This window comes from Desulfopila sp. IMCC35006 (assembly GCF_005116645.1).
In the GTDB taxonomy this organism is placed as follows: domain Bacteria; phylum Desulfobacterota; class Desulfobulbia; order Desulfobulbales; family Desulfocapsaceae; genus Desulforhopalus_A.
The window spans coordinates 140,582-159,669 of record NZ_SWCM01000006.1 but is presented as its reverse complement, the minus strand read 5'-3'; the positions used below and the strand labels follow the sequence as shown (position 1 = coordinate 159,669).

The following is a 19,088-nucleotide window of genomic DNA, read 5'->3' as shown; positions in this document are numbered from 1 at the left end:
TACACGGAATCTAGGCATGAAGAGATGAAAACGTTCGCGGCAAAGCATCAGGGGACTGCACCATCGTCACGGGTGAAGAGCAGTTCCGTCCATTTGTCGCCGGGCGCCGGCTTGCGGAGGCAACTGGCAGCGATTCATCGGATCGTGCAGCCAAAGCTTAAAATAGGCCAACCCAACGATAGCTTCGAACAGGAAGCGGACCGGGTCGCCGATCGTGTGGTCGCCAATCAACCGGTCGCTGATATTTCTTCGGTCAGGGGGCATTTCACCTATCCCGTCAGCCGGGTGATTCAAGGCGAATCCACTCAGGAAGAACCAAAACAGCAACCCGAAGTTCAGCGCCAGGTGGATGAAGATGAGGAACAACCGGTACAGACCCGGTTGCTGCAACGCCAGGCCAAAGAAGAGGAAGATGAACCGATCCAGGCAAGAGGTGCCATAACTTCAGTTCCGACCGCCACCCTGGCGGTGAATGATTTTTCACCAGGTTCAGTGCTGCGACCGGATGTTCGGGCGACGCTGGAATCCGGCATGGGGGCGGATTTGAGCGCGGTGCGCGTGCATGAAGACAGTAGCGCCCACCAGGCCGCGGCATCGATCAATGCTCGTGCTTTTACCCAAAAAAACGATATCTGGCTCGGCGAGGGGCAATCGCAATCGGATCTGCACCTGATGGCGCACGAGGCCACCCACGTGGTGCAGCAACGGGGCGGGATGCGCGCCTCGTCGCGTGAAATCAGCGCGACCACGCCCCGTGTTCAACGACTGTGGAACCCGGTGACCGCGATTTCCAGTGCGGTCAGCAGCGCGGTGGAATGGGTTGGCGACAGCATCGGCGAGGCGGTGGAGTACATCAAGGAACGGGCGGTTGAGTTCGTCCGTGACATGCCTGGTTATTCGCTGTTCACCGTGGTATATGGCAGCGATCCGATCACCGGCAGGCAGGTCGAGCGTAATGGCCGTAATTTCATTGAGGCCGGCCTCGATGTGATCCCGAATGGGGAGGCACTGAAACAAAAACTGGAGGAAGAAGGGGCCCTCGCAGAAGCGGCTACCTGGCTGGACAATGAAATTCGCGAACTGGATTTCAGTCCAACCGAAATCGCCAGTCAGTTTGCCGGTTTCTGGAGTAGCCTGAGTATCTCCGATGTTACCAGCCTGCCGACGGTGATGAACCGGCTGGCCAATATCATACTCGAACCGCTCGGCAGGATTCGCCGCTTCGCGGTCAATGTCGCGATACGCCTGTTGCAGATCGTCAAGGATTACGTCATCTCGACGCTGATCGATTTTATTCGCGAGCGCACCAACGCCTACCCGTTATTGACGGTGATCCTCGGGCGCGACCCGATCTCCAACGAGGTGGTTGAACGTACCCCCATCGCATTGCTGCGGGGGTTCATGCAGTTGTCCGAAAGCGGGCAGGAACAGCTGCGGCAAATGGAAGAAAGCGGCAGTCTGCAACGCGCCGCCGACTGGCTGGATGGCGCGGTGACTCGGCTCAACATCACCTGGGACGTGATCCGTGCAACCTTCAGTGCCGCCTGGGATCTAGTCACCATTCAAAACCTTTTGAACCCGCCCGGCACCTTCCGCCAGCTTTACAACATCTTCGCCGGTCCGGTCGGCCGTATCATCAGCTTTGTCATAGAGATCGCTGTCCGCGTTCTTGGCTTCATTAAGGAGGCGCTGATCAACCGATTGGTCACCTATGCACGCACGGTGCGCGGCTATCCGCTCATAGGAGTCATTCTTGGCCAGGACCCGTTTTCACAGGAACCAGTGGAGCGCAACACCGCCAACATCATCCGCGGCTTTATGAGCCTGATGGAAAACGGTGAACAGCAGTACCAGGAAATGGAGCAGAGTGGCGCGATTGCACGCATGAGCGGCCGCGTTGAGGCCGTGATGGCCATACTCAATTTTACCTGGGAGTATATACGTGGCTTATTCGAGCGCGCCTGGAACAGTTTCTCGCTGCAGGACCTGGCGGTACCGTTCGAGGCTTTCGCGCGCCTGATGGATGTTTTCGCCAGTCCGATCTTGCGGCTGATCAATTTCGTTGGAGAGATCATCCGCGTGGTGATCGAAGTGATCATGGAAATTATGAACTTCCCCATTGATCTCATCCGAAACATCATCAGCCGCGCGATGGCGGCCATCGACGACATCAAGCGCGACCCGATCGAATTTTTGAAAAACCTGCTGCTCGCGGTGAAAACCGGCTTCCAGCAATTCTTCGGCAATATCCTGCGTCACCTGCTCAACGGGCTGACCGGCTGGCTGTTCGGTGAAATGCGTGATGCCAACATCAACCCGCCGACGGACCTCAGTTTCAGTTCTATCCTCGGCTTTGTGCTCGATGTGCTCGGTATAACTGTCGAACGCATCTGGCAGAAACTGGTCGAACGCATCGGCGAGGAACGCGTCGCCCGCATCCGCGGTATGATTGATCGCCTGACCGGCATCTGGACCTTCGTCAAGGATGTCGCCACGCGCGGCCCGATCGCCATTTGGGAATACATCCAGGAGCGCCTGAGCAACCTGTGGGATACAGTGCTTGAAGCAGTGCGCAACTGGGTTGTGACGCGCATCATCGAGCGCATCATTGTACGCCTGCTCAGCATGCTCGACCCAACCGGCATCATGGCCGTGGTCAATGGTTTTATCGCTTTCTACAATGCGGTGCAATCGTTCATCCGTTATCTGCGTGAAATGCTCAATATCGTCAATTCCTTTGTGGTCGGGGTGGCGGAAATCGCACGCGGCAATGTCACTATCGCCGCCAATTTTCTAGAGGGTGCCCTATCACAAGGTATGCCGGTCGCGATCGGTTTTCTAGCCAACCAGGTTGGACTCAGCGGCATCGGTCGCCGCATTGGTGAAATGATCGAAAGCGTGCGCGAAATGGTTGACCGCGCGCTGACCTGGCTGGTGGATCGGGCGGTCAGTGCGGGAACGTCTTTTCTCAACGCGATAGGGCTTGGCGGTGGTGCAGAGGGTAGTGCTGTAAATACTGAGGGCATAGATGTTGATAATGTGGTTGGGGAGGTCTTGACTGTCAATGCAGAAGACGAAACCCACACTCTGTATATCAATCGAGACGGTACCCATGCTCGGATAATGATGCGCAGTGACGAAAAACCCGTGCAGCAACATTTTATGGAAATGCAGGAAAGGATTAATGCGATAGCCAATCCCGATAAAAAACAACAGGCACAAACGTACTGGCAGCAAGGAAATTCCATACGAAGCGACCTGCAAACACTTGCGGATCAAGAGGCCAGTTTAACAGAAGCGGCTCAAAGTGGCAGTGGAAACAGTAGTCAAAATGCCGGCCGTATGAATCAAGTGGAAAATAATGTGCGTGTTAAAGAAAACGAATTAAAGGTCATTATTCAAAACATATTAAATTTAGTGAATGAGGATGTACGTGAAGCACTGGGGCCCTATTTAAACCGACCCTTTACAAATTTAGAAACGGCGTTGAATAATGACTCAGAGAGGTTGGGTTTGGCAAAGTACTATCGCACTTACTCGGTCAAAGGTATGGAAATTATTGCTCGCCGGCAGGGACAGTCTGAAGCAGCACCAAGGTTGAGAGTGGTTAACGATATGGTTGTAGAGCACGATGGCAGACCTATTCGACACTGGGAGGGTATTCTGAATTACAGCAATGGTCAGCACTCGAGAGGATGGTTAGGTGCAATTACTGGTGGGGAAACCAATCCTGACTCGAGTTTTGAAACACATGGACTGGATGCCAGAGGTCATTTAATTGGTTCGCAATTTACCGGATCAAACGCGCCAGAAAACTTGGCCGCGCAACAACGTACAGCGAACACTCCGATTTTCACGAGTCTGGAGAACCCGTTAAAACAGCTTATGGTTCGTACCAGTATGGCGGTAAAAATAGATGTGCGAACCACAGGATCAACGTCAAAGGATCATTGGCAGCGTGTTTTTAGTAATAGAAATAATGTTAACATTGTTAGTGAGTTTCGTAGAAGAGTAGGACCACCTGATAATTATAACGACGCAGATGTTTCCGATAGTTATCTGGATAAAAGACCAAGTCGATATGAAGTTCGAATTACTCATTTTCAACGCGTGGCGCCGAATGGTGCGATCGCTAATGCGGGGGAGTCAGGCTGTGATATTGGTACCTTATCTTTTAATAGTACCGTGACAAATCCGGTGGAAGACAATAGCGCTTCCGTGTCGAATGGAATCGGATCAGTTGCCACAGAGTTAGAGAATGCACAAAGTAAATTTAATGAACAAGATACGTAAAATTTTCGTATGTTGTTAATGTCGTTAAGAGATCTTCCCGGCAACGGTAGTAATCAATGAGATGAGTATTGTTTTTTTAATTAAAGGTAAACTACAAGTTTACGGAAAAATATATCCAGAGAGGAGATTTGCAATGAAATCACAAATGACATATATCGGAGTTTTGATGGTATTCGCAGCCATCGCTGTCGTTTTTTTTGGCGGATTTCTGGCCATCGGTTATGTCTGGCATCTGTATGTGGAACTGGACGCAACCCTGCGGCTGATTCTGCTTTCATCCTTTGCGGTATTTCTGGTTGGTTGTTTTGTATTGGCTGGTGCGATCAAGTCATCCGCGCAACTTAAAAACAAGGGGCGCATGGTCGGGGCAAAAATCAACCTGTATAAAACCCTGGTGGACTTGTATGGGTCTTACTTGTCAGTTTCGCAAGCCGCGACCGCGCAATCACAAAAAAAAACCTTGGGTAGAATAAGTGAATTGAATGCTGAGATGACCATTCTTGCCGATAGTTCGGTCATAGAAGCCCACCGAAAGCTTGTAGAAGCTATCAGCAACAATGAGGCTGTCGAAAAGCTAACTGTATTGTACCAGCAACTGATAAGAAAAATGCGCCAGGACATGGGGCATAGTATTAGCATCGAAGAATCTAAGCTGAGATTCCACAAGACAGGGGAACATTTTTTGTCGAAAACGTTTCCGCAAGATGAGAAGAATTCGTCTCAAGCCGATGCTCAATCGGCTAGGTCATAAAAAAGATTTGCTGGCAATGAGTAATTACCATTGATTTTTTGATCTGGTGTCAGTGCGTCTCATAAATTTTTTAACAGTAAAATTTGTGGATTAGAGTTTGGAGTTTCGAAAGCAAATCATAATTCCTGATGGCGGTGGCGGGTTATCCGCCCTTTCGTTCTTCTATGATCGTGCCTGCATACTTATGGGTGAAGCGGTTGCCTTGCCGGGGTGTGCTCCTGCATCACTCGGCTGGAATTTTCGGCATGTGGGTTCCACTAGTAACGAAACTGGGCATTACTGAAAAACAATTTTAGGCCTAAGCGAACAGGTTCAGCGGCGTTTTTTGCAATAGTGTCAGTCAAATTAAGTCTACCAGCTATAAACCGATCCAGTCAGATTGAGATCCAGGCTTTCAATTTATTTCACCGCATCACTCAGCTTGCTGCCGGCCTTGAATTTAACAACCTTTCTGGCTGGAATCTGGATGATGTCTCCCGTCTGGGGATTACGGCCTTCGCGAGCCGGCCGCGCGCTCACCGAAAATGTACCAAAACCGATCAAGGTGACCTTGTCGCCGGTTGCCACGGCACCTGTGATTGCATTCAGGATGCTGTTCAACACCTGATCGCTTGCAGTCTTGCTCAAGCCACATTCTCTTGCCACTTTTTCTATCAGATCGCCTTTGTTCATAATCTTTCCTTGTTGATTTGTTGGAGTGATATGGAGAGGGAGTGCTTTTTATTGCTCAAATAGTAGGTTCTCCGGGGTTTTGCAAGATTATTTTGAATCCATTTCCTGGTCATTTTTCATGAATTCACTGATTTCCCTGGGCGTATAATATCGGAACCGTATCCTCTTGCTCAGCTTTTCGGTATAGTCGGAAAAGGCCATAACAATTTCGCGGCCTTCCTCCATCAACTGTTCTCCTTCCTTGTGCGAGATCCCATCCAGTTCGCCAAGTCTTGCCTTGAAATTGATATACGCCATATCGAATTGGCGCAGGATATTAAACATGGTCGAGCTGAGCGGAGAATTAATTTTCAGCACCCGTGATCCCCGCTCCTTGACCATACTGATCTTTTTTTCCTGAATCTCCTGCCAGGTTGGTTTCGTTTCTTTATTCTCAGCCATTTTTCTCTCACCTTTTAGTTATGCGGAAATGATTTTTGCGTTCCTTTTGATTCGATATCGATGCCAGAGGTCCAGAAAATATACTGATCCATATGGGCAGATGGCCGCTACGACCATCAGCATGGAGCTTTTCACGGCCACCGGCAACAGGTGCGGTTTTATCTCCATAAACCCGTAATATATTTTCTCAGCCATGGACCCAGAATGGATGACCAGCTTCCAGACGTTCTCAGGTGTACTGAGTCGATAGAGCAGCAGATAAATGACGTATATGAGGAATGCCTTGAGCAGCAGGGACATGGCTCGGCCCAGAAGCAATGAGTTGATTGCCTTTCTGGTGATGTTGCCGACATAGTAACGACTGATATAGGTACACATCGCGGTATTGATAAGCAGGACCAGATAGGGGATAGAGCCGAACATCAAATGGCTGAAAGCATCGAGCTTATGAAAGACGAAGGGAAAGAGATAGAAATGGAAGACCGGGAAAAGCAGTATCAGGGCAAAACCTTCGTGAAAGCCGCTTTTTATGCCGATCTTAAAAAAGTCCAGCGTTCGATCCAGGGTAAGGAATTCCGCAGGGATATTTTGGCCCTTACTCTCGATAACGTAAAATTGCTGAATCTCGGAGATGGCGTTCAGCAGGTTGCTGGGTTTATAAATCCTGCCGTTATCGGTGGTAATGATCTGCGCGTTGGTATCGCTTTGCCCTTTATTTTCCCAATCTTTAGCCATCATGCATCCTGTGAGTCATTGTTGTCGAGATATGGACTGACCTTTACGATATCGCGCAGCATCGCGGGTTTTTCTTCTTCCATCTCGGCGATAGACCCGAAGCGTTCAGCATGAAATGGCGTGTAATAGCCTTTGATGGACTTACCGATTTTCCGGGTGACGGTAAAATAGCCGCCGAAAAAAGAATCTTTGATCAGCCCTCGATCAATAATCTCATGTTCTGCCCGTAGATGATGGACAATGGTGAACAGGACCTGTCGCATGGTTTCATCCTTCTGGGCCATTGCCGCAATTTCCATATTACCAGCCTTCTCTGCCTGCTTCCGTGCCACTTCTTCCAGTACCTTCACCTGAAAATAGACATGGCCGTTCGGCATGGAAAAGGCCAGGAATCGGCGCCCAAACATCTTGTTGATATACGGTTTTAGATCTTCCAAAAACTGCGAAGCATCAAACCAACCGGAGATATCCATTAATTTCGGTGCGATGGGTTTAGATTTTTCCTGGTCGAACGCATCGTTGTCGCTGTAAATATCCGCCTGGACCTGGCGAGCTGCTGTCGTTATATTTCTTGTCTCTGGTTGCACCATATCCGCCGGGATATTTTCATTTACCTCCTTTCCGGTGTCTTCATGCAGGACTGTAGCTTCCAATTCTTTCTGCCGGGCCAGTTGATCGGCTTTTTTCAAGGTTTTGCCAAGTAGTCCCTGGACCATCTTGTGGTGCAGCCTGACTGCCCGTAGAATTTCATCCTTTTTAGGCAGTTCATTAAAACCGCCAATTCCAGCCAAAGGTCGGCCTGCGGCCAGGGGGTGTTCTCCCAGGGAATAGAGATAGCCTCGCAACGATTGCAACTTGCCTAAATCGTGAGCTAAGGCCGCTACCATGGTATCCGGAATAACGTGCCAGGCCTTATTGTCGGAAAGAATCTGCACAACCTGTTCGGCTACATTGAGTGAATGATCAAGCAAAGTTGTTTGGGCAAGTAACCGGTAGGTGTTTTCATCCCAGTTGCCTTCAACATCTCCATGTATATCAACAACTGAGGGACAATTACCCTCTTTGTCCAGAAGTTTGAGGATTCGCCCGCAAACGGCTTTCTGCTGCGGAAATTTTTCAAAGAGAGGCTTATGCAGAATATTTTTCATAAATGCGACGGCTCTTGGACTGCGCATTTCAAAAAATTCATCGTCTCCTGGGACACTCTGCTGGTTTCGCCAAAGAGGCGAGAGTTCCGAGATATGAATTGTCTTGGAGCCCTCTTTTGTCCAGATCTTCGACAACTCATGAAGATGAATTTCTTTGGCTATCTTTTTTTTACCAAAAAACAGGATCATAATAACGACCACAGCCAACCCCAAAGCCAGCCATAACATGTAGTGACTCCAGTCAAAAATCCTGAGCCAGTTGCCAATGGTGAACATCAACTATCAGATGCCACTTGGTCGATTGACTTTATTTCTTTTCGACAGATCCGGAAATATCACCGTCAACTCCCCGTCACTGACAGTAGCAGTTTTGCCCTTATACGTGCCGGAATAGGTGCTAAGGAACAGCTCGCGAGGGGCCATATTAAGAATCTCGGTATGTTTGATCCTGATCTCTTCAGTTTCCCGTATCGATAAACCGCCACCAACAGAGATGATCGGCGAGAACCTCCGTTCCTCGCCGAGATGCCTAGACACATAGCTTGCGGTGTTTGCGTCCGGGACCCGCATAAAGAGCTTGGTGTTGCAGTTGTCCAGAATAGTGTTGGCTCGGTCCTCTCCGACTTCGGCATATAACTGGCTGATCGATTGGCAATAGCCGTGGATAAGGACTTCAGCCCCGCCTGCTTTGGCAAATAAATCTTCAATTCCATGGTAGAGAACCGACTGGGCTTCGTCGATATGCAGTACCAGCGAGGGCGTGACACTTTTGCCGCTGGAATAGACCCGACCAACGAAGGCCTGGATCATCGAGATAATCACTTTGCCTGCCGTGTAGGCAGCCCGCTTGGTAAGAAGAGAGCCCAACTGCACCACCAGGATGATGCCTTTGCCCTGTTCCAGCCGTTTGATCATTGATTTTGTTGTACGCCACGGCCTCCAGCTGCAGATTACTTCGGAAAAAGACCATCACCTCAAGGCGATACCACCGGGAAAGTACTGAAGAGAAAACATTTTCGATCTCTGCCATTACTTCGCTTCTGGTCAACCCATATTGCTTGGCAAACAAGTCTATGATGTTCTGCATGAATTTTTCATCCCGTTGTACTGGTTTAGAGGACAACTCATCCTTGTCGGTTCTATATCCTTTTTTCTGGAGAGATGACCTGTTACTGAAAAGGGGGACAAAAAATTTATTTAGAATTATGTGCGGCTATTTGCCGCACATGTGTTAATATTATAGGTGGATCATATGAAAAAATTTAATAGGAGGTTGTCATGGCCACAACAGCACGTGAACGTATAGAAATGCGTGTGAGTCCGGAGGTAAAAAACTTAGCAGAAAGGGCTTCTGCCGCAATGGGCTGCAGCTCACTCACTGAATTTGTGACTCGATTGATTCGAGAGCACGCGCCGAGTATTCTAGCGCAACAAAAAACGATCGAATTAACCAATGCCCAGTTTGATAACTTTATTGCTGTCTGTAACGACAAGACTTTGAAGCCGAGTAAGTCCCTGCTGAAAGCCGCAAAACGCCTGGACAGTGAGGGGTATTAATTGACACTGCAAAAAGGTTTTGTCGATCTCGATACTACACATCAAGATGTACGACGGTTCCGTTGCGGCAAACCGCAGATGGATACCTTCCTGATTCGTTATGCCTTAAAGAATGCCGAACTTGGGATCAGTAAAACATGGGTACTGCTTGAAGAGGACAAGGCAGGGAAAAAGAAATTTCCAGTGGCCGCATATTATACCCTGGCGGTCGCAACCGTCACCCGCGAAACACTTCCAATAAACCAGAAAGAACTACCATCTTATCCCGTCCCGGTTACTCTGCTGGCTCGCCTTGCTGTCTCTGAGAAATATCAAAAGAAAGGGCTTGGAACAAAAACATTAATAACGGCTCTTCGCCAAGCAGTCATCCTTAAAGATAGGGGACTCCCCTCAATTGGTGTGGTTCTTGATGTCCTGGACGAAGATGCATTGAATTTCTATAATCGTTTCGACGTATTCCATGCCTTTTCAGATAATCCGATGCGGTTGTTCGTACCAATGCAGGTGATACAGCAACTCTGAAACACCATCGCAAAAAAGCATCTGGAAATTAATTTTAACTTGCATTTTTCAGTGGCGACAAATATGCGGCAACGGCCTGATGGTGGCGTCGGAATTTGCCAACCGGGAGGTTATCGAGATGAGCCCAGACGAACGTGGTGTCTACGCCCAAGCAGCCCACAGTCTGGTACATGATGAACCGGCAAACGCTCCTGTCCGGCTGGATCAATTGCTTGCCGAACGGCGTTTAGACGATAACAACAAAGATCTGTGGACAACCTTTAATGTGGTCAACAAAATATAAGGCGCAGCGGTCTCAAAGGTCTAAATAGAGACAGCAATGGACGGCTGAAGAGAAAAACCACACGTCCAGTCAAAGCCCTTGATCGCAACATCAAACTGAACCAGGCTCTCTGGTTGTTAACGGAGAAAATGGCTGAGCTGATACGGACGGACACCGGTCTGTCAGTTGTGCCAGCCTGATCTACTTTCTACTAACGATAGCGTCTTCTTCGGGGGACGGCTTTTTTTTGTGTACTGTAAAGATACGAGTTACAGTAAAACATGATAAAAAGTTTTCAACATAAAGGGCTGGAGAATTTTTACACAACCGGCAGTAAAGCAGGTATTCAGGCTAATCACGCTCCCAAGCTGAGAAGGATACTTGGTGTATTGGGCGTGGCAACAAAAATAGAAGATGTCAGCTTGCCCGGATACAGGCTGCACCCTTTAACGGGAAAGCAACAAGGTTTTTTCTCAGTATGAGTTAATGGCAATTGGCGTGTTATTTTTCGATTTGTCGGGGATGATGTAGAGCTGGTAAATTACCTGGATTACGATTAAGAGGAAAAGATATGAGTGCAATGTATAATCCACCCCGCCCTGGGGAAATTATTAAAGAAGATGTACTGGAAGCGGAAGGTATAAGTGTGACTGAGGCGTCCCGGCAACTGGGGGTCTCCCGCGTCACCTTGTCCAGACTGTTAAACGGCAAAAATGGTGTCTCGGTGGATATGGCATTGCGCCTCTCCCAGTGGCTTGGCACAACCCCTGAACTCTGGTTGCGGATGCAGGATTCCTGTGACCTCTGGCAGGCAGGTAAAACAAAACGCCCGAAAGTAAAACCTCTGCAAGGCAGGGAAACTAACTCTTCCCTATCTTAATAGCTTCCGTTTGTTTTGTCTCGATAGCCATCTCCTTGGGAGGACGGCTTTTCTTTTATATATGTACAGAGCCTATTTCACTCAAGACATGCAGAGACCTGTAAAACGAACAGCCCGCACCCCTCCATTTTGACAAGCTGAGTTTGAGGGGTAATCAGATAAAAGAATTCGGCCCATCAGGCAGACGACTGGGAGGCATGTTCTCCAGGGCAGTTAATTTGGGCATAACAGTCTCCAAAGGGTATATTTTGAAACTCAGTTCGATGATCGATTTAAATATACCCTTTAATATACCCTTTTTGCAGCGGATTTTGCTGGAGGTTAATGGATGTCAATAGACAAAAAAGACAAGAAAAAACCCGCAAACTGTTGCCAGCTGCGGGTTTAAAAGACTTTGGTGGAAGTCTTTGGATAAATCTGTGGTGCCTAGAGCGAGAATCGAACTCGCACGCTCACAAGGAGCACGAGATTTTAAGTCTCGGGTGTCTACCAGTTCCACCATCCAGGCAAGATGGTTGCTTTTACCATAACCGGTTCAAGCTTGTCAATCCAGAATAGCACCTCGTTTCCGCTTGAATGGCGGCGGTCAGTCCTTTGGCAGCATTTGGTGCGGATTACATTGTTGAATCGGCCTGCCGGATAAGAGCAAGCATTTCCCGCACAGCCTGGTCGAGACCGACAAAAACTGCCCGGGCGATGATCGCATGGCCGATGGAGAGTTCTTCAATGGTGTCGATGGCGGCAATCGGTACCGTGTTCTGGTAGTTCAGGCCATGTCCCGCACAGACCCGTAAACCCATTTGTGCGGCGGCTTCGGCTGCCTCCTGGAGAAGCTGGAATTCGTGCTGCCGGTTGTTCTCGCCAATTACATCGCAGTATTTACCGGTGTGCAGCTCAACAAAAGTTGCACCAACATCGTAGGCGGCGGTAAGTTGGTCCGGATCGGGGTCGGCAAAGATGGAGACAGGAATCGATGCGGCAGTCATTTTTTCAATAACCTTGGCGATTTTTTTCTTTTGGGAGAGAACATCGAGGCCGCCTTCTGTCGTCAGCTCCTGGCGTTTTTCGGGCACTAAAGTGATCAGGTCCGGTTTGACGTTTAAGGCTATTTTGACGATTTCTTTATTGGCGCCCATTTCCAGGTTGAGCTTGGTCTTTATCGTCTGTCGCAGCAGAAAGACATCGCGGTCCTGGATGTGGCGGCGGTCTTCGCGCAGGTGGATGACGATGCCAGAGGCTCCGGCAAGTTCACAGATCGCGGCAGCGCTAACCGGATCGGGCTCACTGATTCCTCTTGCCTGTCGTATGGTCGCCACATGATCGACATTGATAGCCAGTTTAGTCATTGCTGTTCTCCTGTACCTGTTGAGCTTTTGTAATAATGCATTTTCTTTATCCAGCATCTCTTTCTCATCGTTCTCTGACCGCTCGTGATCATAGCCGAGGAGATGGAGCAGGCCGTGGACGATAAGCCAGCTCATACGTTCATGCAAGGTCTGTTTGTATTCGATGGCTTCCCGCTGGGCAGTCTCGACCGAGATGATAATATCGCCCAGTTCATGCACCGGCAGCAGGGCAAGGGATGGATCCGCACCATCAGAAAAAGGGAAAGAGAGCACATTTGTCGGCTGGTTTTTGTCTCTATACTGGGCGTTTAACCGAGTAATTTCCTCGTCGCCGGTAATGAGCAGGCTGAGGGAATGGTCCTGCACGCCGCATTCCGCCAGCAGCCGGTTGGCCAGTGTTTTGAGCTTCGTTTTATTGAGAGGATATCCGTCAGCCAGGCGGTGAATGGTAAGATCGGTGGACACGAGTTTTTTCCCTTTTGCTTACTGTTTTTCGTAGGCGTTGATAATTGCCTGGACCAGGGGATGGCGGACCACGTCCTCCTTGGAGAAAGAACAGAACTTGAGGCCGTCAATATCGGACAGTAATCTTCTGGCTTCCACTAAACCCGATTGACTCTTTACCGGCAGGTCCACCTGGGTGGTATCGCCGGTTATTACCGCGCGGGAATCGAAACCGATCCTGGTAAGGAACATTTTCATCTGTTCCCGGGTGGTATTCTGCGCCTCATCGAGGATAATAAAGGCATTGCTCAGCGTGCGTCCGCGCATGAATGCAAGGGGGGCAATTTCAATAATATTCTGTTCGATGAAATCAAAGGCTTTATCGGGACCAAGCAGATCATTCAAGGCATCGTGCAGGGGACGCAGATAGGGGTTTACCTTCTGGGCCAGATCGCCCGGTAAAAAACCCAGTTTTTCGCCTGCTTCGACCGCCGGTCGGGCCAGGATAATCGAGCGGACCTGACCACTGGTCAGGGCAGAAACGGCCATTGCCACGGCAAGATAGGTCTTGCCGGTCCCGGCAGGCCCGATGCCGAAAACAATATCGTTATTGCGGATGGCGTCTATGTAGATTTTCTGATTTTTGGTCTTGGGCGAGACCACCCGGTTCTGGGTGGTCACATAGACCTTATCGAGAAAGATTCTATCCAGTCTTGCCTTGGGCGTTGATTCAAGGATCTTCAGCCCAAAGGCAAAGTCGGAACTGTACACCGGATAGCCTTTGCCGATGAGCTCATAGAGTTGATTCAGCAGGGTGGTAATCAACTCCACATCGTGGGGCAGACCCGTGATGCGGAGGTTCGTTCCCCTGGCGTTAATGGTGACACCACTACTTTTTTCCAGGGTCTGCAGGTTTTTATTCAGATCGCCGTACAACGCACAGGCGTGGTTGTTGTCGGTAAAGGTAAGATCCTGCTGGATAAAGTTTCCATTCATGCGGGTAGATTATTTTCCTTTTACCGGGTTAGTAAGCTTTTGCAGCTCATCATTGATTATAGCCTGGAAACCATCCAGACTGCGCTCTTTCGGGAGGCGGCCATTAATGAAAGGAGTTGGTGTTCCGGTAACTCCGGCATTCTGGGCATCCTGCAGGTCTTTTTCAATATATGCCTGGATTTTTGGTGATTCCATGTCTTGTCGAAAGCGGGGGATATCCAGATTCAGATCGACGGCAATTTTATCAATGGCCTCTTGCGTCAATTTTGGTACGGCAAAGAGCTGGTCATGAAACTCCCAGAACTTTCCCTGTTCCCGGGCGGCCAATGCCGCTTTTGCCGCAGGCAGGGCCATCTTGTGAAAATTAAGAGGCATGTTCTTAAAGACTAATTTTACGGTTTGCGGGTTTTTTTCGAGCAACTGCTCGAGAAGTGGCTCAATTTTGCCACAGTATGGTCACTCAAAGTCGGTGAATAAAGCGATGGTAACCGGGGCATCGGCTGGTCCTCTGAAAGGTGATCCGCTGATGTCGACATCGACAATAAAGGAAACCGCGATGGAACTGAACGTTTGATTTTTGTTATTGATCAGGTAGAGCTTTTCTCCCAGTGGTGCGATGTCAATGGCTGAAACTCCTTCCTCAACCGGAATGGAACCTTGCAGCTTTCCCTGAGTGGTGTAGACCTGGACCATCTGTTTGTCATTGAGAATATAGACATATTTTCCGTCGAGAGAGTGAACCATGTCCAGTGTTTTGCCGCCCGTGGGCCACTTCTGCAGGACGTTCCACTCAACCCGGTTATCCTGACCTGCATCAGGTACCGCCAGGGCATTGGCCCCGGATGCCAAAAACAATGTAATTAAACAACCAGTATACAGTCTAGGAAATTTCATAAAAGCCTCAGTAAAGATTATAAGTAAGACACTCGTAAAAGGATTAAATGCAAGATGGTTAAGTAAAAAAACATTACCGGTACATATCGGCAGAGTCCCTGGGCGACGATGGGAAGAGAGAAAATCGCTCGCCCTTGCCGGGATTTTTACGACGCCATCAAAAATAATTCAATAAATAGAATATATTTCGTAACGATAAGCAGCGGATGTTTAGCGGCTACTGTATCCATTCTTGCTCGTTTCCGCAAGATTATCGATATAGCAACATGAGCCGCAACGCGTTTATTCCGGGTAGGGAAAGCTGGAAAAAAGATTAAATGATACTCTAAACGGCAAAAAAAGCGGCATTCTTAAAAAAAAGTGGTAAGCAAACATGCAAGATGGTATTTATAGCAACTTTTTGTGTTCTCAGTCAGACAATATCAAGTACGGGCTTGACTGTATTTGTTATGTGAATTACTTAGTAGCGTTTTGGTGAGTGTAATTTCATTGAAACCACAAAAAACCTGGCTGCGAGGGTGGCGGAACTGGTAGACGCACCAGACTTAGGATCTGGCGCCTTACGGTGTGGGGGTTCGACTCCCCCCTCTCGCACCAAAATTTTCAGATATGCTGTACACCTCACCTGTGGCAGTATTAATCCACTGCAATTTTATTTTGTTATTTTGCTGACCCCCAGCACTGAAAATTGGCTGTTTTTTAACGGCGGTGGGTGACTGGAAAAATGTGGATTCAGGTGTTTATGATAATTTTAAAACGAAAGGATGGGACTCGATGGATGTAAATGTTGAAGAGCTTAGCGCTCTCACAAGAAAAATAACGGTCACGCTACCCGAAGACAGTGTTCAACCTAAACTGAACCAGGCTTACGATAAGCTGAAGAAAGAAGTGAAGATGAAAGGTTTTCGTCGTGGCAAGGTGCCTCTTTCTGTCATTATCAAATACTATAAAGGCCAGGTTGAAGCAGAGACTGGAGAGAAGCTGGTGCAGGACAATTATTTCGATGCCATTGAAAAAAATGGAGTTGATCCCATTGTTCATCCCGATATTAAAGAGGTCAAGTTCAACGACGATGGCTCCTTTACCTTCGTTGCCGAAGTCGACGTGCGTCCCCAGTTTGAACTGGCCGGGTATAAAGGCCTCGAAGTCGAAAAAGAAGAAATCCTGGTAACCGATGAAGAAATCCAGCTTGAGTTGGCCGAAATGCAGAAAAATCTGGCGGTGCTTCGTTCGGTGACCGATAGAGCGATCCAGAAAGGCGATGTGGTCATTGTCGATTTCCAGGGATACCACGACGGCACTCCAATGCCTCAGGTCAAAAACGAAAACTACTCCGTTGAAGTCGGTGAAGGCAATATGGGAGTGGAGTTCGAGGAAAAACTGATCGGCATGAACAGGGAGGAAGTGGGTACCCAGGAAGTCGATTTCCCGGAGACGCATCCCAACCCTATCCTTAAAGGCAAAAAAGTAGAATTTCGTATTACCGTCAAAGATATTAAAGAGCGGGTTCTTGCCGAACTCAACGACGAATTTGCCAAAGATGCTGGCGAAGAATTCAAGACTTTGGACGATTTGAAAGCGTCGATCAGAGAGCGGCTCACCAAGCAGCGCCAGGAGCGGGCCGAGGGTGCGCTCACCGACAAGATAATGCAGAAACTGCTCGATGCTCATGAATTTGAAGTGCCGAAACGGCTGGTCGCATTTGAAATTGAACAGATGATCAAGCAGACGGAACAACAGTTCGAACAGAGTGGCATGACCCTCGAAGCTGCCGGCTTGAGCAGAGAAAAACTGGCGGAACAGAATGCCGTAATGGCAGAAAAAAGGGTCCGGGGCGATTTTCTGTTAAAGAAAATTTCCGAGATTGAAGAGATCAAAGTCGAAGAAGAAGATATGGAAAGAGGCCTGAAGCGTATCGGCGATATGTACAACATGTCCGTTGCCAAGGTAAAAGAATACTTCAAAAATCGTGACGATCTCCTGCCTTTGATGAATGAATTGCTGAACGAGAAAATCCTTGCTTTTCTTCGGGCAGAGGCGGTTCTTGTCGACCCTGTTAAGGCGGAACCGGAAACCGAGGAAGACGCTGCTGCAAAAAGCTGATAGGTCAGCTTGCGTACGCCGGGAAAAGAATTATAATAGCATATCGGGTGGGGAGCCCTGCTGGATATGTAATTGACAGCTTTTAAATATTAACGACTGCATAGGGCTCCGCGCCTCTTGCAGTCGAACCGTTTTAAGGAGAGTTACCTATGAATCTTGTGCCGATGGTGGTGGAGCAGAGTCCCCGAGGGGAACGCGCGTACGATATTTACTCACGTCTGTTAAAAGAACGGATTATATTCCTCGGCTCAGGAGTCAATGACGATGTGGCCAATGTGATTGTGGCCCAGTTGCTCTTTCTTGAGGCGGAGAACCCCGAAAAGGATATAACTTTTTATATCAATTCCCCCGGTGGTTCGGTTACTGCAGGTATGTCGATTTATGATACCATGCAATATGTCAAGTGCGATATTGCGACTCTCTGCATGGGCCAGGCTGCGTCCATGGGTGCCTTTCTTCTGGCTGCGGGAACCGACGGGAAACGCTACTCGCTGCCCAATGCCAGGATCATGATTCACCAGCCGATGGGTGGATTCCAGGGCCAGGCTACGGATATTGATATTCAGGCCAGGGAAATCCTGCGGATGAAAGACGAGCTGAACCGTCTGCTCGCCCATCACACCAAGCGGCCGCTCGAAAAAATTACCGCAGACACCGATCGCGATTATTTTATGAGTGCAAGTGAAGCCCAGGAATATGGTATCATTGATAAGGTACTTACTAAACGGGAAGAATTAGTCGAGGATTAAAGTATGGATGATGTAAATAACAACGGGCCTGATTGTGTATGCTCTTTCTGCGGAAAAAATCAGGATGAGGTCGGCAAACTCATTGCCGGGCCGGACGTGTTTATCTGTGATGAGTGTATTCAGCTCTGCAATGAAATAGTCCACGACAAGGATGGCCCGGAGTTCGAAGAGCCGGTGGAAGATCGCAGGATTTCTCTGAAACCAAAGGAAATCAACGCCTACCTCGATGAATACGTGATTGGCCAGGAATATGCCAAAAAAGTTCTCTCGGTTGCGGTGCATAATCACTATAAACGAATTGACGCACCGGTGGAGGATGATTCGGTCGAGCTGCAGAAATCGAATATAATTCTGGTAGGGCCGACCGGTTCCGGCAAGACCCTGGTGGCCCAGACTTTGGCCAGGATATTAAATGTGCCTTTCTGTATGGCCGATGCAACCACACTTACCGAAGCCGGCTATGTCGGCGAAGATGTCGAAAATATCCTGGTAAGCCTGCTGCAGGCGGCAGACTACGATGTGGAGAAGGCCCAGAGGGGAATTATTTATATCGACGAGATCGATAAAATTGCCCGAAAATCTGACAGCCCGTCACTCACCAGAGACGTATCCGGGGAAGGCGTGCAGCAGGCGCTCTTGAAAATTATCGAAGGAACCAATGCCTCTATTCCGCCAAAAGGCGGCAGAAAGCATCCCCAGCAGGAACTGGTCCAGATAGATACGACCAATATTCTATTTATCTGTGGCGGAGCGTTTGTCGGGCTTGACTCTGTGGTCAGCCGGCGGCAGGGTGCCAAATCCATCGGTTTTGGGGCAAAGGTTACCGGTGATGAAAAGAAGAAAATCGGCGAACTGTTGAAAATGGTCCAGCCGGAAGATCTCCTGAAATTTGGTCTCATTCCTGAACTGGTTGGACGATTGCCGGTTATTGCTACCATGGAAGAACTGGTGGAAGCGGATCTGATCCGCATCCTGAAGGAACCGAAAAATGCCTTGACCAAACAATACCAGAAGCTGTTTGAGTTTGACGGTATCACGCTCAGTTTTACCGAAGGGGCCCTGACAGCTATTGCAGCCAAAGCCCTGAAAAGAAAATCGGGGGCTCGCGGTCTGCGATCGGTTATGGAAGAAGCCATGCTGGAAGTGATGTACGATCTTCCCTCCAGGCAAGGCGTGCAGGAATGCGTAATCAGTGAGCAGGTCATAACTCAGGGTGAATATCCGGTTATCTTGTACCACAGTGACAGTGCGGATGAACAGTTGAAAACAGCCTGATAGCTCGTTGATTATCTTCG

General features: G+C 48.8%; 17 protein-coding genes, 2 tRNA genes and 3 pseudogenes. 11 read left to right on the top strand and 11 right to left on the bottom strand.

The window, feature by feature from the left end; translation table 11 throughout:
- The first annotated feature begins 24 nt into the window (after positions 1–24).
- Positions 25–4,293 carry a DUF4157 domain-containing protein gene (locus FCL47_RS12220; protein ID WP_136813789.1) on the top strand — a complete coding sequence of 1,423 codons (4,269 nt, stop codon included), beginning with the start codon at positions 25–27 and terminating at the stop codon, positions 4,291–4,293.
- 133 nt (positions 4,294–4,426) lie between these two features.
- Positions 4,427–5,044 (top strand): hypothetical protein, encoded by a 618-nt coding sequence (locus FCL47_RS12215; protein ID WP_136813788.1) that lies wholly within the window; start codon positions 4,427–4,429, stop codon positions 5,042–5,044.
- Positions 5,045–5,443: 399 nt separating this feature from the next.
- On the opposite strand, the gene FCL47_RS12210 is transcribed toward FCL47_RS12215, so the two are convergent.
- From FCL47_RS12210 to FCL47_RS12190, 5 genes are read right to left on the bottom strand one after another with little or no spacing between them, the layout of a single operon-like run.
- A complete protein-coding gene (locus FCL47_RS12210) occupies positions 5,444–5,746 on the bottom strand; it encodes an HU family DNA-binding protein (RefSeq protein ID WP_304992078.1) in 303 nt (100 codons plus the stop codon).
- A gap of 57 nt (positions 5,747–5,803) precedes the next feature.
- Positions 5,804–6,157, bottom strand: coding sequence for a recombinase (locus FCL47_RS12205; protein ID WP_136813786.1), 354 nt, complete (start codon positions 6,155–6,157; stop codon positions 5,804–5,806).
- 18 nt (positions 6,158–6,175) lie between these two features.
- Positions 6,176–6,895, bottom strand: coding sequence for a hypothetical protein (locus FCL47_RS12200; RefSeq protein WP_240744223.1), 720 nt, complete (start codon positions 6,893–6,895; stop codon positions 6,176–6,178).
- A complete protein-coding gene (locus FCL47_RS12195; RefSeq protein WP_136813785.1) occupies positions 6,892–8,268 on the bottom strand; it encodes an HD domain-containing protein in 1,377 nt (458 codons plus the stop codon). The genes FCL47_RS12200 and FCL47_RS12195 overlap by 4 nt, the downstream gene beginning before the upstream one ends.
- A 54-nt stretch (positions 8,269–8,322) precedes the next feature.
- Positions 8,323–8,955 (bottom strand): type IV secretory system conjugative DNA transfer family protein, encoded by a 633-nt coding sequence (locus FCL47_RS12190; protein WP_240744222.1) that lies wholly within the window; start codon positions 8,953–8,955, stop codon positions 8,323–8,325.
- A gap of 363 nt (positions 8,956–9,318) precedes the next feature.
- Between FCL47_RS12190 and FCL47_RS12185 the strand changes: the two genes are divergently transcribed.
- The 5 genes and pseudogenes from FCL47_RS12185 (at position 9,319) to FCL47_RS12165 (ending at position 11,261) form a co-directional block, all read left to right on the top strand.
- Positions 9,319–9,597 carry a DUF1778 domain-containing protein gene (locus FCL47_RS12185; protein WP_136813784.1) on the top strand — a complete coding sequence of 93 codons (279 nt, stop codon included), beginning with the start codon at positions 9,319–9,321 and terminating at the stop codon, positions 9,595–9,597.
- A complete protein-coding gene (locus FCL47_RS12180; RefSeq protein WP_205747301.1) occupies positions 9,598–10,119 on the top strand; it encodes a GNAT family N-acetyltransferase in 522 nt (173 codons plus the stop codon). It abuts the gene before it with no gap.
- 79 nt (positions 10,120–10,198) lie between these two features.
- On the top strand, positions 10,199–10,402 hold the full coding sequence (locus FCL47_RS12175) for a hypothetical protein (protein ID WP_136813783.1): 204 nt from the start codon (positions 10,199–10,201) through the stop codon (positions 10,400–10,402).
- 260 nt (positions 10,403–10,662) lie between these two features.
- Positions 10,663–10,941 (top strand): annotated as a pseudogene (locus tag FCL47_RS12170) (type II toxin-antitoxin system RelE/ParE family toxin).
- 11 nt (positions 10,942–10,952) lie between these two features.
- The gene (locus FCL47_RS12165; RefSeq protein ID WP_136813782.1) at positions 10,953–11,261 is read left to right on the top strand and encodes a HigA family addiction module antitoxin; all 309 of its coding nucleotides are present in this window, start codon (positions 10,953–10,955) and stop codon (positions 11,259–11,261) included.
- A gap of 420 nt (positions 11,262–11,681) precedes the next feature.
- Here the strand turns inward: FCL47_RS12165 and FCL47_RS12160 are convergent.
- The 6 genes and pseudogenes from FCL47_RS12160 to FCL47_RS12140 form a co-directional block, all read right to left on the bottom strand.
- A tRNA-Leu gene (locus tag FCL47_RS12160) sits at positions 11,682–11,769 on the bottom strand.
- Positions 11,770–11,875: 106 nt separating this feature from the next.
- Positions 11,876–12,607 (bottom strand): pyridoxine 5'-phosphate synthase, encoded by a 732-nt coding sequence (locus tag FCL47_RS25645; RefSeq protein ID WP_370459553.1) that lies wholly within the window; start codon positions 12,605–12,607, stop codon positions 11,876–11,878.
- Between the two features lie 75 nt (positions 12,608–12,682).
- Positions 12,683–12,973: pseudogene (gene ybeY, locus FCL47_RS25640) on the bottom strand (rRNA maturation RNase YbeY); the annotation flags it as partial.
- Between the two features lie 117 nt (positions 12,974–13,090).
- Positions 13,091–14,047: a PhoH family protein gene (locus FCL47_RS12150; protein WP_136813781.1), complete on the bottom strand. Its 957-nt coding sequence runs from the start codon at positions 14,045–14,047 to the stop codon at positions 13,091–13,093.
- A gap of 9 nt (positions 14,048–14,056) precedes the next feature.
- Positions 14,057–14,491: pseudogene (locus FCL47_RS12145) on the bottom strand (DsbA family protein); the annotation flags it as partial.
- 12 nt (positions 14,492–14,503) lie between these two features.
- Entirely contained in the window at positions 14,504–14,941 is a 438-nt protein-coding gene (locus FCL47_RS12140) for a YncE family protein (protein ID WP_136813779.1), read from the bottom strand.
- Between the two features lie 512 nt (positions 14,942–15,453).
- Between FCL47_RS12140 and FCL47_RS12135 the strand changes: the two genes are divergently transcribed.
- The 4 genes from FCL47_RS12135 (at position 15,454) to clpX (ending at position 19,068) form a co-directional block, all read left to right on the top strand.
- Positions 15,454–15,538: transfer RNA gene (locus FCL47_RS12135), tRNA-Leu, on the top strand.
- Between the two features lie 177 nt (positions 15,539–15,715).
- The gene (gene tig / locus FCL47_RS12130) at positions 15,716–17,044 is read left to right on the top strand and encodes a trigger factor (protein WP_136813778.1); all 1,329 of its coding nucleotides are present in this window, start codon (positions 15,716–15,718) and stop codon (positions 17,042–17,044) included.
- 149 nt (positions 17,045–17,193) lie between these two features.
- Entirely contained in the window at positions 17,194–17,793 is a 600-nt protein-coding gene (clpP, locus tag FCL47_RS12125; protein ID WP_136813777.1) for an ATP-dependent Clp endopeptidase proteolytic subunit ClpP, read from the top strand.
- Between the two features lie 3 nt (positions 17,794–17,796).
- Positions 17,797–19,068 carry an ATP-dependent Clp protease ATP-binding subunit ClpX gene (gene clpX / locus FCL47_RS12120; RefSeq protein ID WP_136813776.1) on the top strand — a complete coding sequence of 424 codons (1,272 nt, stop codon included), beginning with the start codon at positions 17,797–17,799 and terminating at the stop codon, positions 19,066–19,068.
- Positions 19,069–19,088 lie beyond the last annotated feature (20 nt).